This is a genomic window from Myxacorys chilensis (genome assembly GCF_059505265.1).
In genome coordinates, this window is the sequence record NZ_JCACKG010000303.1 from 1 (window position 1) to 14,713 (window position 14,713).

Genomic DNA, 14,713 nt, shown 5'->3' on the forward strand with positions numbered 1-14,713 from the left:
GTTCGCCAATCAGTTGGACAAGGTTTTTCCCCTACTACAATGAAACAGCCCTGCCGGCATCATCCTCATTTGATAGAACTGCGATCGCTCAATCAATTTTGTGCCTGATCTAGCCCTGAAAATTTAGTCCAACTTTAGTCCATTCCCTCAAGCCTTGAAATATTTCTGCTGAATTTCCCTGCTAGAAAAGCTTTTTATTGATTATATATTTTTTGAACTTCTGCCTGACCCGCAGAAGTCCAGAGGAGTGAGATACCGCCAGAACACTACCATAAATAATCGCCATGATTATTAGATCTGTTGGGAAACAAGGGATAATAACCAGCAGTGCGCGATGTTCTACCCATGCTGAATCTAGACTGCATTTTCAACCAGGATCGCCTACTACGCGCAATGACAGGTCTAAACTGCAAAGCGTTTGAGGCACTCCTGCTCGATTTTGCACAAGCTTATGAGCAAAGTCGAGTTAGAAAGAGCCCAAACATGGTATCGACACCTAGAATTAAATGAGTTCCTGAAATTCTTGTAACACCGTTAAGCCTGCTAAAAAACTGCGCTCTTCACTAATGTGCGGGAACTTAAGTTGAGAATCAGGAATTCCTTTTTGCAGTTGGCGCTGACGGAGCATGGCAAAGCTACCAGGCGCGAGAATTCGGAGGCGAGGAGGTGGAATATGATCTGGACGCTTCAAGGCGTAGGACATGTTTGCTGCTCGAAGCCGACGCTCGAAGCTACACAGAAAGGCTTGGGGATCGTCGAGAGTTTGACCTGAAGCCAGTTCGATGTTCACCAAATAGTGGGCAGGAGATTCGTGTTCGGATAGCGTAATGCAGAAATCCTCCAAAATAATCCCAACCTCGCGTTGCAAGCCCTGCATAACTTGAGTGGCGTGAAATTCTGTAGTTTTTTCAGACGTAGATGACAGCAATCCGCCCGCGCGATAGCGAAAGACAATCAGCGGCGCTTGATGATAAAAACCTACCACTTCCACCACATCCCCAATATCGTATCGATAAAAGCCGCTGTAGTTTGTCATCAAAATTCGGTAGTGCTTTCCCACTTTGACTTCGGGAGCAAGTAAAGTTTTCGGATGGTCTGATTCCCATTGATCTTGGGGGACAAACTCAAAAAAACCGCTCTCAATTGCAACAATGCTTCCATCGACATTCACATCGGGATAGACGCTCATGTTGCCTTCTGCCGAAGCATAAACGGCTCCGAACACCGGAATGTCATCAAAATACTCAGGAAATCGTTCAAAGTAAAAATCTGAGGTGCCGCCGCGGGCGGTGACGATCGCAGATAGCCCTTCCCAAGCGTGTTTAGGCGTGAGCCGTCCCTGCACTTGCAGTACTCGCTTCAACTCATTTGCGCGACGGGGAGACGGGAACCATTGCTGCTCTAAAGTCACTCGCAATTCTGGTTCTAGCGGTAACCAACTTGCAATCGTGCCCGTCTCCAAGTCATGAATCAAATTTTCAGCATATTGCTCTAGATAGGCGCAGATGCGAAGAATCAGCATCGGGTAGTTGGCGGCGATCGCGCGAGTTGAAGCAGAGCGCAAAGCAAACAGTAAACACACGTAATGACGAGCTAAACTGTCTCCGATCAGCGTTGTTTGTGGTGGATGAGCAAAAATTTGGCTGAACAGAAATGGATTCATCCGAAACACGCCTGCCGCCGCCGAACCATAATCAATTCCCCCGCTTGTGCGCCCAAATAGCCGTGCGGGATTGGTGATCAAGGTTTTGCCAAACTGATTTCCTCGCGATCCTGGGGACTTGGTTTTGTCAACCCTTTCGGAGCTTTGCGAAGCGAATCGCAGCGCATCATTCAGAAAGCCAATGCTGGTGAGGTTTGATCGACGCAGCGAATTTTGAAATCGAACTGTCACCGGAATCATTTTCTTCGTGCCCGTTGAACCACTGGTCAGACTGAAATAAGCCACCGGATCAGCCGTCAGAATATTTGGTTCGCCCCTCATCATGCGCTCGATATATGGCTCATAGCTGCTGTAAGGCAGCACGGGAACCTGTTCCTGAAATTGAGTGATCGCTTTAATGTCGCTTAACCCGTATTTTTGACCATATTCAGTCCTTTGATGCCGGTTTAAAACAGAGCGTAAGAACTGCTCTTGGACAGCTAACGTTCGACGAGTTTGACGCACAAAATTGGCTTTGGTTGCTTTAGCAATGGTCACTAAAACAGGTAATAAATTTGTCATTTCGAGCTTGCCACTCCAATTCGTTTATCTTTTGCGCTTCAACAACCAAACCATCACGATCGCAATTAGAACCGCGACGCCGATGCGAACAAAACTTCCATAATGGTTAACAACCTGATATTGAGCACCTAGTAAGTATCCTGCATAGGCAAGGATTCCTTGCCATGCGCTCGCACTCGCCACAAGACACAGCAGAAACAATCCTAAATTCATCTGGCTCATGCCAGCAGGCAATGCGATCAGCGTCCGAATGATGGGAATAAATTGGCTCAAGAGGACTGCTTGACTACCAGCCTGGTCGAACCATTGCTTTGCTCGCTGAATATCGCGGGTTGATAGCTTGAGCCATCGATGCTGTCTAGCCCATGCTGTGAGACGCTCTTCACCAACATATCTGCCTGCCCAATACCACGGAATCGATCCAGCGATTCTGCCCATCACACCCGCGATCACGACTCCTACAAGATTGAGCTTGCCCTGGGCCGTAATGAATCCAGCCATCGGCAACACTAACTCTTGTGGAATCGGAAACAAAAAGACGAGTAGAAAAACGCCCAGATAGCCCAAGGCGACTACAAGGTCACTGGGTTGTGCTAGCATTCCGTTCGGTCAGGTTGTACAGCCATTTAGAATACCTCTGCCGGCTTTTCTAACATTTTCGCGTGAATAAATGTGGATTTGTTGCATTGAATTACGGACTCTACTGCATAGCGTGCTTAATGAATGTAATTCCAACATCGTCCCCTAGTAATATGCAGCAGAACGATGACCAGACAATCTATGCAATCGTCTTGTACAGCGTCCAGTCAAATAGGACCTTCTCAACCTGAAGTGGAAAAACCTGCTCAACAATTTGCGCTTGGTGATTGAACCGTAGATTGTCTTCGATCGTCTCAAGCAGTGGTTCAAAGTGATTGAGATTCTATCTTTGGCACAAGGATTTGCTGTATTGAATGAGCAAATGCAATGGTTCTACTGTGCAGTCATTCATGATCTATTGCTGCGTCGCATTCTGTTTGACTTTGCCTATAGAACCCATTTGAGATCTTTTAGAATAGGAATTAGGAACGCAAACTCGCCTAATTTAGATGCTATGCCCCATTCCAGCGACCTCACCGATGAGGAATGGGACCTCTTTGAACCCCTGTTGCTTGAAATCTTACCCAAGAAGAAACAAACCCGTCCATCGAATTGGACAAAACGAGACATCGTCAACGGTGTCCTCTATCAACTCAAAAATGGGTGTAACTGGTGTGACCTACCCAAAGACTTGCCCCCTTATTCAACTGTCTATTGGCACTACAAGCAGTGGCGAGGTGCAGGTGTGTTTGAACAGTTGATCAAAGTGTTACATGAACAGGTCAGGGAGCAGGTGAAAAAAGACCGAAATGGACAACCTTAATCATGATTGATTCACAAGCGGTGAAGAACACCTGCAATGCGAGTGTGGATTCAAAAGGGTATTGTTTTTACAAGGTAACCATGGGATAAAGCGGCACCTTGCCATTGATACGCTTGGCTTCCCCTTTTTCACCCACTGCACCGCTGCTAATAGCTCTGATGATGTGGGATTAGTTGAGATGTTAACGCTCAATATCGACTATTTCCAGACAAAGCCAGTCAATATCTCTAAAATTACGATCTTGCTCGACCACAGCTATCACATTGACGATTTGACCCATGAGCTAGAGCAGGTTTATTCCCAGATCATGACAAAAATCAAATTTGAGTTGTTAACTAAGCCCTCGAAACAACAAAAGGCAGAGCAAGGAAAATCTGGATTTGTTCCAGCCATTGCAAGATGGCTCATTGAGCGTTCCAATGCTTGGATGGAGCGCTGTAAGATTCTGGTGAAGAACTTTGAGAGAACTCTAGCCAACGCCACAACCAAACTCAACCTTTGCTTCATTCAGCTCATACGGCTTGCAGCCTCTCCTTAAGCTCTCAAATGGGTTCTATACGCCGTCATCCTGTAGAACGGTGCGTCCAGTGAAATAAAGTTGCCACGAGTGGCTTTGCTAAGCTTCAAAGGAACGCTCTAAACAACCTCAGCGGCATTGAAGTTGTTGACGTTAAAACTGCCTTTGTTTCCGTTACCGCGTTGCAGCCTTCTGCGATCGCGCAGGTCAATTCTTCCGCAAAAGGCCGCTTTGTCCAGTTCCCTAACAGGTGGTGATGACCCCTAGGATGGCTCCGTTGCCTGCGGATCAACTTTTGCTACCAAGTCGGATCGAAAAACAGATTAATCGTTAACTCCTCACGCCCGCATGGCACAGCCGAAATACAGCTACACACCGATTCCTCACCATCGATCTCGACTTCACACGCATGACAAGACCCCATCAAACAGCCCGTGGGAATTGAAATGCCTGCCCGATCTGCAACTTGAAGCAACGGTTCTCCCACTTCGGCAGTGGTTACGACATCGTCGGGCAAAAATCGAATGCGAATGCTCATGATGCAATTCTAAAGAATATCTAAACGCAACGGGTTGACCCGCCGCTTTAAGTTTAGTGTGTAAGACAAGGACAAACGGGTACGTTGCACCGAAAGGGTTAGGGATAAGAGCGCATTCAGGATTGCTGGTGCGCTTGTTTTTTTTTGCGAATGGGGTTACTGAGGCATCACGGCTTTGAGATCAAGGTGAGGCGCGATCGCATCTGCTAACTGGTCTAGCATCAGTTCTCGCTGTTCACGGTAATTGGCAACGCCTGTCGGTAGCGATCGTAAACCGCGCTGTTGACGTAAGCGGTTAAGCCATGCCCGCCGCCACGGACCATTATCAAAAATGCCGTGCAGGTAAGTGCCCCAAACCGAATGTGATTCGTCTACAACCCCTAAATTTGCATCGTCAAACAGGGCTTGGATGCCACCCCCGTCTTCTTCAAGCAATCGCGTCCGTCCTTGATGAATTTCGTATCCGGCGACGGGCAACCCTTCTTGAGGAAAGTGAGAGGTAACGCTGCGCTGACGAGCCACTTTCTGCCCCGCAATTACGGTTTTGAGCGGCAATAGACCTAACCCGCGATAGCGCCCTTCGTGCCCTTCAATGCCTTCCGGGTCAGCAAGAATTTTACCCAGCATTTGATAGCCGCCGCAGATGCCGAGTACCGTTCCCCCTGCCGCCACATAGTTCTGAATTTCTTCTGCCATCCCTGTCTTGTGCAAGAGGATCAGATCGGCGATCGTAGTCTTCGATCCTGGCAAAATCACCGCATCCGGATGTCCCAACGATTGCTTCGGGTGGAGATATTTTACGTTCACAGACGATTCTGCTTCAAGCGGATCGAAATCAGTAAAGTTTGAAATGCGCGGCAATCGCACGACTCCAATCGTTAAGTCTCCCTTCGCGTTGATGCCGCGATCGAGCAAGCTGAGCGAATCTTCGGCGGGAAACGATTGATCAAGCCAGGGAATCACGCCAATCACCGGAATTCCAGTGCGCTTTTCGACCCACTCGATTCCCGATTGCAACAGCGATCGCTGTCCCCGGAATTTATTGATGACGATGCCTTTGATCAGCGATCGCTCATCCGGGTCGAGTAACTCTAGCGTTCCGACAATGTGGGCAAACACGCCACCCCGCTCGATATCGGCTACCAAGATGGTCGGGGCATTGAGATACTTCGCCACCCGCATATTAGTCAAGTCGCGGTGCTTCAAATTAATCTCCGCAGGACTACCCGCCCCTTCACAAACCACCACGTCAAATTCTTCGCTCAGTCGCCGCAGCGAGTCCTCGATCGCTTGCCAGCCCGCATCAAAGAACTGCTCATAATATTCGGCGGCTCCGCACCGACCGACGACCCGACCTTTCAAGATCACCTGTGAGGTCATATCCCCTTGAGGCTTCAGCAAAATTGGGTTCATCTCCACCCAAGGCGGAATTCCGGCTGCCCATGCCTGCACCGCTTGTGCGTAGCCAATCTCACCACCATTGGCGGTGACATAAGAATTCAGCGCCATATTCTGCCCCTTAAACGGAGCGACGCGAAATCCTTTCCGTGCCAAGATGCGACACAATGCGGCGGTGATTAGGGATTTTCCAGCGTGGGATGTTGTTCCCACGACCATGATGGCTTTCATTTAGAGAGACCTCCGGGGCAAGCTGAGAACAAGGGACGATGCGGACGCAAGAAGGGGTAGGGCATGAGGGATGAGGGATGAGGGATGAAAGGTTAAATGAGGATGAGATTTCAGCAGCGAATTGTCATTAACCAAAAAACACATATTCATCCTTCATCCCTCATCCCTCATCCCTTCCACTAAAACGGTAACCTGACCCAACGACTGAATGCATTGTAAAAGCGATCGCTTAAGCTAGGCCGATCTACTCTGCCTTTGGTTTGCCAAGTCTGAACGAGTTGACGACCGAGCGGGGTCAGACGGAAACTGTCGGTTAGTCCTTGTCCGTCTACTTCGCGTCGCAGCAGACCGACCTGAATTAGCCATAGGAGTTCGGATTCGGCGGCAAGTTCGAGCAGGGGGCGGCGGGTGTACTGATGCTGAACGCCAGATGTGCCCGCGATCGCACCTAAAGCGACGCTTTGGGCAATCATCGCCGCATAGAGTTTGAGCCGAAACGGAGCGCAACGAACCGCGCGGGCGGCTCTATCGATTGTGCGCTGAGTGTAATAAATGGGTGTAGGAGACGTTGTAGAAGTCATTGAGAACAAACTGCTGGAGAAGTGAAAATCCTAACTAGAGTTGAAAATCTTAACTAACAGTATTCTAAAAATGTTTTACTCCATCAATTGACAGAATCGGCAAAACCATTCTCTCGTTGTCATTAAATTTAGTACGCTGGTAGTATTTTCTACAGTAACAAAAGAACTGGGTTGTGAAATTCAAAATCATTAAGAAATCATGATTTGCGAGTCCGGCAGCGGAACTCTATTTACTCCGTTGCCAAAATAACTCTTAGATAGATCCCCATTCCAGTTAATACGGTTGAGATGCGCCGCAGGATTCCTAGTAAGCCAAAGATTGAGTGGATCTGTTTTTAGCGACTCTACAACTTCAGCAGGAACCACCATTAATTTCAATTCGTTGAATCGACTGACTCACAAGTTAGAAGACTACACTAGAAGCGGACTTGCGGATACACTCGCGCTGCCAAATCAGTGAACTAAAGAGCATAAGGACAACAGAGGATGGCGCTACAGAAATTTCAGCATTTCATGCTGAAGGAGATTTATGAGCAACCAGAGGTGATTCGTCACTCCCTCAGCGATCCTACTGAAGCGTTTCAGGTGTTGCCAACATTAGATCAGGTTGAAGAGATTCAAATTCTCGCCTGTGGAACCAGTTTTCATGCTGGGCTAATTGGGCAATTTTTATTAGAACAAGTCGCGGGAATTCCAACGCGAGTGCGATCGGCGTCAGAATTTCTTGCTGCTCCATTCCCCCGGTTCCGAAACACTTTAGTTGTGGTAGTTAGCCAATCGGGAGAAACAGCCGATGTCTTAGCGGCAATGCAGGTTGTAAAACAATCTTCTCCGGGTGGGGCTTTCAACATTCTCGCGATCACTAACAATTCCCAAAGCTCCATCGCTACCGAAGCCGATTATGAGATTTCTGTTGCGGCTGGCATTGAAACAAGTGTTGCTGCCACTAAGACCTTCACAGCACAGTTAGCGCTGTTCTACGGCTTAGCATTTTTCTACGCCCGACAAGGACAGCGTTTGAGTAACGAACAGTTAAAAGGGTGGAACGCTCAGTTGGATGCTCTACCCGCACAGGTGGAGAAGGTACTGCAACAAGAAGCTACAATCACTGCGATCGCAGCTTCTCTAAAAGACACGAAAACTCTCATGCTGTTAGGTACAGGAATTAATTATCCGATCGCGCTAGAAGGCGCACTGAAACTGAAAGAAACCACCTATACCCATGCAGAAGGCTATGCAGCAGGGGAATTTCTTCACGGGCCGATTGCCCTGTTAGATCAAACCATTCCTACGATCGCGATCTGTCCTTCTCAGCGCTCTAGATCAGCCAGTGCAGAGCGCATGCTTAAAGTGGCTCAAAAAATCAGCAGTAACGGCAGTGATGTAATTCTGCTGGGCGGGTCTGATGCTGCGATCGTGCTTCCGCCCTGTGAGGAGTTATTGTCTCCATTTCTGAACATCGTCCCGCTGCAACTCTTGGCCTATCACCTTGCGATCTCCCGCAATATTGATGTCGATCATCCGAGAAATATCACAAAATCCCTCAAATCTTCCTAAAGCCTCTGTTGTTCTAGAACAATTTGCTTTAGGATTTGGAGGAATAAATTGCTATGAGAGTTTGTCTCTAAAATGACCTCTTCTCCAGATCCACGCCGCGACGACCCACTTCCACCCAGTTCAGAGCGCCGCAGGCTGACGGCGGATGAGCTAATTGCTATGTTTGTCGCGTTCCTCAGCATTGGCAGCATTGGCGCTTGGGCAGCTAGTCAGCCTGATCAAGGGTTCGACATGGGAGCATTGACAGGGGTACTGCCAGCCCCGGCTCCACTTTTACCGAATTCAGGAGTGACAACGGCTCCAACGACAGGAAATGGCGCAGCGATCGCACCGCAAGGCTTCTCAAGCGCTGCTCCCTACTCATCAGGCGGTACTCTGTTTGATCCCGCTCTTCAAGCTGACCCGCGAACGAACACTCAGTTTCCAGCCGTTGTAGTCGTGCCCTCGGGAGCGCCTTCGCCGTCTATTGCCGCCTCTCCTCTACCGACACTGACCCCCGCTCCTACGGTTTCACCCTCCTCTCCTGTTCCCAATGCCACGTCTCCAACGGGCTTCTCAGATGTGCCTGCGGACTTCTGGGCGTCGGCTTACATTGCGGAATTAGCCCGCCGCGATATCATCAACGGCTTCACAAACGGCACATTTCAGCCCAATAAACCAATTACTCGCGCTGAATTTGCGGGAATTGTAAGTAGGGCGTTTGAGAAACCAAAAAACCAGGAACTCCTGCCGTTCCGAGACTTGGAACCAAATTATTGGGCAAAGGGCGCAATCGATGAATCGGTGCAAACGGGATTTCTAAATGGCTATCCTGGCGGTGTCTTTCAACCCAATCAAGAAATTCCGATTCTTCAGCTTCAAACAGCACTAGCAACAGGCTTGAAGTTGCAGCCTCCGTCCCAACCTAGCCAGGTTCTATCTCGATTTCAAGATGCCGGAGAGGTTCCAAAATGGGCACAAGGTAAAGTTGCCGCTGCTGTTGAATCTGGTATTGTAACCAACTATCCATCGCCCAATAGGGTTGAGCCGAATCGGAATGCGACGCGGGCAGATGCTGCTGCTTTGGTGTATCAGGCGATGGTGAAAGATGGTCGAATTACGCCTAGTGCCCAGTAGTAGTAATTGCTCCTAGTGCTGCGTCAGAGGGATGCCTACGGCAACGCTTTGCGAAGAGGGATGAAGCAGTTCGACTTGGTTTTTCATGCTTCATCTCTCTTCCTTCGCTTGACAAAACCCTACGTCGCCTCACCTCGGGCGATACTGACGAGCAGTGGGACTAAACTCGCGATTGGAAGACTGTCCTGGATCATAGCCTTCATTTCGCACGCGTCGCCGCAGATCGCCCAAATCAGGAGAAGCCTTCACCGCATCATCAGGGCTAATTCTACCCAGTAAAATTAATTCGCACAGTGCTTGGTTCATCACCTGCATCCCTTCACTGGTACTTGTTGCCATGAGTTGAAAGGCATCCGTGTCATTGCCCTTGAGCAAATAATCTTGAATTGCAGGCGTGTTAATCAGAATCTCGTGAACAGCGATTCGACGTCCATCGGTGGTGGGAAGCAGTTGCTGTGAAATTACAGAGACAAGCGATTCCAAAATCTGAAGCCGCATTGCGCTCTGTTCGTCAGGGTTGTAGATATTAAGCAGACGATTGATCGTGCTGATGGCGTTCTTGGTGTGCAGTGTTCCCAACACCAAATGTCCCGTTTGAGCTGCTTGAAGCGCAATATCGACAGTGACGCGATCGCGCATTTCTCCAATCAAAATCACGTCCGGGTCTTCCCGCAAAACGGCTCGTAGCGCTTGATGGAATTGGTGAGTGTGCAGTCCGACTTCTCGCTGGCTAATCAAGCACTGGTTGGACGGATGGACATACTCTATCGGATCTTCAATCGTGACAATATGGCGATGCTGAGACTCGTTGAGTTCTCGAATCATTGCCGCGATCGAGGTGGATTTACCAGAACCCGTCGGACCTGTCACCAGAATTAATCCTTGCTCATGGTTAATCAGGTATTTCAGCACTGAGGGCAAGCCGAGATTGTCAATTGACGGAACCTCTAGAGAGATTAAGCGCAGCACCATCGCGCCTCCGGTCAAACTCTCAAAACAGTTGATCCGACACCGTAGAAACCCCGGATAGTAGATCGCGGTGTCTAGCTCTTTCTCTTGGGCAAATCGGTCGCGTTGTTCAGGGGTGAGGGTTTCGGCGAGATACTGATGAAAGTGTTCTTGCGTGACGATCGCAAGGTCACTCATCTGCACCATTTGACCCCGAATCCGAAATCGAGGCACTTCACCAACGCGAAGATGAATGTCCGAAGCATGTCGGGTATGGGCATCTTTTACTAGTTGCTCAATGGAGGAAACGGTGTTAGCGGTAGCTTGTCTAACTCGCATTCCGCCAAAATTTGGCGGTGGCGGAGTCAGGCTAGCTCTAGACGAGCGATGAGAAGCGCCTTGATTGAGGTTCTGCTGAGCAGGGCCATCAGGATTACTGTTTGTCATAGTCACTAGGGTCGGATTTAGTTACATGAACTCTTGATCAAATCAGTGACATCTGGGGGCACAGAATGTGAGGCAATAGAAATGAGGCTATAAGTGTATTCGCTGATTTAAGTTTAATTTATAGCTGTGTTCAAAATTCTAACCAGTATAATCACAGAGATTCTAGGTGTTTACAAACTTTTCTATTTCCTCAAACATAGGGAAATTGGAGAGCGGGATTAAAGAAGAACTGATTTTCCTTCTAAAAGCGCTGTGTAGTCTATGTTTCTCTAAATCGTTCCAAGTCTTACTCGCGCCAAACGGGACTGATCAATCGCCTCCCGCTTTGCAAAGCCTTCATATTTTGATCTCATATTCGTTATGAACACTCGCATTCTGCCGTGGCTAGAAACTCGCTGGGTCGCTCCGTCATTTAGTGGCTTAGTGTTGAGCGGATTGGCCCTCTTTTTTTTCTTAGCGGCTACCAATACGATGGCAGGATGGCTTTACGTCATTAGCGGCGTTCTAGTCTCCCTGCTGACGATCGCCGCTCTGCTTTCCCGACAAACACTCACCCAGCTTCAGCTTTCCCGACGTCCGATTCTGCCAATCAGCGCAGGGGACAGGCTCACGGTAGAACTACTCATTCAGAATTCGACCTCAAAGCGCAAAGAACTGCTGCAAGTGGAAGACTTGATTCCGTCGGTTCTGGGTGAACCCGTTCGCCGAGTCGTAGAAACGTTGGCTGCCCACGGAACGCACTACTGGGTGTATGAGCAGCCCGCTGCCAGACGCGGAATCTACCGATGGCACAGCGTACGGGTCAAAACAGCCGCACCCTTGGGGCTATTTTGGTGTCGGCAGGAGTTTGATGTCAGCGCGATCGCAACCGTCTATCCGACCGTTCTCCCCCTATCGCGTTGCCCTTTGATCGATGAACTTGGACAAGACACCAGCCTTCTGAATGACCATCGGCGAACGCAAGCCGCCACCGAGGGCTTGACGCGATCGCTACGACCCTATCGCTGGGGCGACTCAACTCGTTTAATTCATTGGCGCACCAGTGCCCGTTACGGAGAACTGCGAGTTCGAGAATTAGAGACGCTCACCAGCGGACAAGAGATGATCATTTGCCTCGATAGCACGACCAGTTGGGACTCTGAAGCGTTCGAGCAAGCTGTGGTTGCCGCCGCCTCTCTTTATTTCTATGCGATTCGCCAAACGATCAATATTCGCGTCTGGACGGCGGGGAGCGGTGTTATTGCTGGAAACCAAGCTGTCTTGGAAACCCTAGCGGCAATTACACCCGCAGAAGAGACTCAAATCGAGCGTCTGCCCATGACACCTCTCATTTGGCTGACCCAAAATCCCCTCAGTCTCCACAGCTTACCGAACGGAAGTCGCTGGATCTTATGGAATGACCAACCGAAGCAGCTCATTCCTCTGCCTGGACTGGTGATCCAGCCAGAGCAGCCCACCGGAGCGTGGCGAAACCAATCGCTTCAACGTCAGCTACAAAATGATTCAACGTCCTCCTAGGGTGCAGTGGAGAAACGCAGCAGACACCTTTAGAGTGGAGATGTTTCATAAGATGTAAGCCACTATAGGTTTAAGCAACCGTGATCGAAGCCCTACCAACTGAGTTTTGGCTTGGAGTCGAGCAATTCAATCAAGGCGACTTCTATGCCTGCCACGATACCCTAGAAGCAATCTGGATCGAGGCTCCTACGTTTGAGAAGAAATTCTACCAAGGCATCTTACAAGTGTCGGTTGCGCTCTACCACTTGGGCAACCGCAACTGGCGTGGTGCAGTTATTTTATTGGGTGAAGGACTAAATCGGCTACGAGACTACCAGCCAGACTATGGTGGAATTGATGTTCAGAAATTTAGCGCAGATGCCGCTGATCTTCTATCAGAACTGCAAACCTTGGGCGCGGAAAATGTCGATCGCATCGTTCTAAATCAAGCTTCTGATCAAGCAACGCCTTCTGAGCCTATTTTTCTTCGTCCCCCAATTCTCCAAAAATCCAAACCCGCTCTAGAAGAGAGCAGTGATTAGTTGCACTCGGCAGTCTTTCCAATTCTGACGCTTTGAGCGGGTCATCGGCGATCGCAGCAATCGTTATACTTTCGGTAATCATTCTCCTTCTCTTCAGGGTTTGTAGCACTTGGAGAGTTTTTATTGGTTGTGCTGTCACCGCATTGGCATTTTAGGTCAATGTCTTTAGTTCCTATCACACTCAGCATTGTAACAATTTCGACCGGACTGTTCACGGAACCGTTGCTAACCATGTTGTTTATCTCTCAGCCATTGCTGAATCAATTAACTGCAACAGAGTATGCTGATCTGATACAAAGATTCCTCACTGTAGAATATCTCAAATTTTTACTTCGTGAAATTGATGAGGCCCTAGATTCTCTTAAAATTATGTTGTCTGGCTTTATGTCTCTACGAATCCATTCGTTTGAGGGGCAGTATTCAACGGCATCGGTACGCTGGAGTAGCACTGTAGAGCATCCTTGTCTATGCATTCATTCGGCTGTGTTCAAACTACAAGACATTGTGAAGGATTGTGTTGCCAAGATTAGAATTTCGTGCAAACCTACGTAGTAACGCTCCAGGTTATTGACGAAAGGACTAGTCATTTTGTTAACAGAGCTTTATTGAGAAGACGATTCCAATATTTAACTTTGCTTATTTTGACTGGTCAGGTTCATCTAATTCCTCTAGACGTAGAGCATTTCCTATGACGCTTCTTTTTGACAGCATCTCCTCCAAGACATCCAATTCTTCTGGTTTACACGCAACCACCGCTGCAACTAGCTTGGCGGCGGAAAATCCAGCACAACCTTTCTCCAGAGACTTTTTCTACCAAGCTTTTGATCTCTCAAAGAGCGAAGAGACCATTGCAGACTATTTTCATCATGCTCTGCAACACCCAACAGTGCTGTACTTATTTTTCCAACGCTATACCCACTTCAACGCCTATACCTCATCGGTCATTTCTCGGCTTGCCAGCTCGATCGCCATGTCACGCTATTTGTTCACCGATCCAGAAGTTCCGGTTATTGAAGAGGCGGATCGGGGATTTAATGTCGCAATGAAGGTGATGATTGCAGCTGCAGATGAAGGATCAAATGATGGTGCATCTCACCGTGCTCTTGCTCAACTTTTGCTTAAAACGATAGGGGACTACGCAGGCTTATCGGTGTTAGAACGCAATCAATTTGCGAAAATTCCAGACTGGTTGAACGAGATCTCAATGTCAGTCATGGACGGCTACCAAGGGCAACCAGGTAATGTAGCGGCATTGATCCGCGCACTGGGATTTCATTCAGCTTCAGAACTTTTAGGGGATATAGAGTATGCGTTAGTTGATAAGGTCTTCCGCCACGACAATCAAGGTAGTGAATTTGATTGCTATCTTCGTAACTCCTCAGCGGTTGAAATTTGTGGGCATCGCTATCATCCCTGGTGTTATGTTCTAGTTCATAGCCGATATGAAGGATCAGGTGTTGAAGCATCACATTTCGAGTGTGTTGTAGAGGCTCTTAATCTAGTGGTTCAATATCGACCAGAGCCAGTTGAACAAATTGTGCAGTGGGTTTTGGAAGGGTTTGAATCGTTCATGGCATTGGAGCAAGATCTATTCAAGCAGATTCATCAGGAGTGTCAGGCCTGGCTTGATGCCCATTGTCCTTAAACTTCTGTCCCCAGCAGTTAAAACCTCGCTTCGGTGAGATTTAGCTTGGCCCAGAGACAACAGGACAAGG

At 48.6% G+C, this 14,713-nt stretch carries 14 protein-coding genes and 1 pseudogene; 9 read left to right on the forward strand and 6 right to left on the reverse strand.

Features of this window, described 5'->3' with window-relative positions; translation table 11 throughout:
• Positions 1-502: 502 nt before the first annotated feature.
• The gene (locus AC5JLB_RS30080; protein WP_495877491.1) at positions 503-2,224 is read right to left on the reverse strand and encodes a GH3 auxin-responsive promoter family protein; all 1,722 of its coding nucleotides are present in this window, start codon (positions 2,222-2,224) and stop codon (positions 503-505) included.
• Between the two features lie 24 nt (positions 2,225-2,248).
• Complete coding sequence (locus AC5JLB_RS30085) at positions 2,249-2,824, reverse strand: DedA family protein (RefSeq protein ID WP_495877492.1); 576 nt, start codon at positions 2,822-2,824, stop codon at positions 2,249-2,251.
• A gap of 232 nt (positions 2,825-3,056) precedes the next feature.
• Here AC5JLB_RS30085 and AC5JLB_RS30090 point away from each other — a divergent pair.
• The 3 genes and pseudogenes from AC5JLB_RS30090 to AC5JLB_RS30100 form a co-directional block, all read left to right on the forward strand.
• Positions 3,057-3,251 (forward strand): annotated as a pseudogene (locus AC5JLB_RS30090) (IS701 family transposase); the annotation flags it as partial.
• Between the two features lie 66 nt (positions 3,252-3,317).
• Positions 3,318-3,626, forward strand: coding sequence for a transposase (locus AC5JLB_RS30095; RefSeq protein ID WP_495877518.1), 309 nt, complete (start codon positions 3,318-3,320; stop codon positions 3,624-3,626).
• 61 nt (positions 3,627-3,687) lie between these two features.
• Positions 3,688-4,164, forward strand: a complete 477-nt coding sequence (locus AC5JLB_RS30100; RefSeq protein ID WP_495877493.1) for a transposase — start codon at positions 3,688-3,690, stop codon at positions 4,162-4,164.
• 277 nt (positions 4,165-4,441) lie between these two features.
• On the opposite strand, the gene AC5JLB_RS30105 is transcribed toward AC5JLB_RS30100, so the two are convergent.
• The 3 genes from AC5JLB_RS30105 to AC5JLB_RS30115 all read right to left on the reverse strand — a co-directional run bounded on the left by AC5JLB_RS30105 (position 4,442) and on the right by AC5JLB_RS30115 (position 6,891).
• Positions 4,442-4,681, reverse strand: coding sequence for a 2Fe-2S iron-sulfur cluster-binding protein (locus tag AC5JLB_RS30105; RefSeq protein WP_495877494.1), 240 nt, complete (start codon positions 4,679-4,681; stop codon positions 4,442-4,444).
• Between the two features lie 156 nt (positions 4,682-4,837).
• On the reverse strand, positions 4,838-6,310 hold the full coding sequence (gene cobQ, locus AC5JLB_RS30110) for a cobyric acid synthase CobQ (protein ID WP_495877495.1): 1,473 nt from the start codon (positions 6,308-6,310) through the stop codon (positions 4,838-4,840).
• Between the two features lie 179 nt (positions 6,311-6,489).
• Positions 6,490-6,891 (reverse strand): Npun_F0494 family protein, encoded by a 402-nt coding sequence (locus AC5JLB_RS30115; RefSeq protein ID WP_495877496.1) that lies wholly within the window; start codon positions 6,889-6,891, stop codon positions 6,490-6,492.
• A 486-nt stretch (positions 6,892-7,377) separates the two neighbouring features.
• Between AC5JLB_RS30115 and AC5JLB_RS30120 the strand changes: the two genes are divergently transcribed.
• Positions 7,378-8,448: an SIS domain-containing protein gene (locus AC5JLB_RS30120; RefSeq protein ID WP_495877497.1), complete on the forward strand. Its 1,071-nt coding sequence runs from the start codon at positions 7,378-7,380 to the stop codon at positions 8,446-8,448.
• A gap of 72 nt (positions 8,449-8,520) precedes the next feature.
• Complete coding sequence (locus AC5JLB_RS30125; RefSeq protein WP_495877498.1) at positions 8,521-9,564, forward strand: S-layer homology domain-containing protein; 1,044 nt, start codon at positions 8,521-8,523, stop codon at positions 9,562-9,564.
• A 129-nt stretch (positions 9,565-9,693) separates the two neighbouring features.
• Here AC5JLB_RS30125 and AC5JLB_RS30130 read toward each other — a convergent pair whose 3' ends face one another.
• Positions 9,694-10,959: a type IV pilus twitching motility protein PilT gene (locus AC5JLB_RS30130; protein WP_495877499.1), complete on the reverse strand. Its 1,266-nt coding sequence runs from the start codon at positions 10,957-10,959 to the stop codon at positions 9,694-9,696.
• A 360-nt stretch (positions 10,960-11,319) separates the two neighbouring features.
• Here AC5JLB_RS30130 and AC5JLB_RS30135 point away from each other — a divergent pair, with 360 nt between their 5' ends.
• The 4 genes from AC5JLB_RS30135 (at position 11,320) to AC5JLB_RS30150 (ending at position 14,643) form a co-directional block, all read left to right on the forward strand.
• Positions 11,320-12,477: a DUF58 domain-containing protein gene (locus AC5JLB_RS30135; RefSeq protein WP_495877500.1), complete on the forward strand. Its 1,158-nt coding sequence runs from the start codon at positions 11,320-11,322 to the stop codon at positions 12,475-12,477.
• Between the two features lie 80 nt (positions 12,478-12,557).
• The gene (locus tag AC5JLB_RS30140) at positions 12,558-12,998 is read left to right on the forward strand and encodes a DUF309 domain-containing protein (protein ID WP_495877501.1); all 441 of its coding nucleotides are present in this window, start codon (positions 12,558-12,560) and stop codon (positions 12,996-12,998) included.
• 159 nt (positions 12,999-13,157) lie between these two features.
• Positions 13,158-13,550 (forward strand): hypothetical protein, encoded by a 393-nt coding sequence (locus AC5JLB_RS30145; RefSeq protein ID WP_495877502.1) that lies wholly within the window; start codon positions 13,158-13,160, stop codon positions 13,548-13,550.
• A 136-nt stretch (positions 13,551-13,686) separates the two neighbouring features.
• Positions 13,687-14,643, forward strand: coding sequence for a hypothetical protein (locus AC5JLB_RS30150; protein ID WP_495877503.1), 957 nt, complete (start codon positions 13,687-13,689; stop codon positions 14,641-14,643).
• The last annotated feature ends 70 nt before the right edge of the window (positions 14,644-14,713 follow it).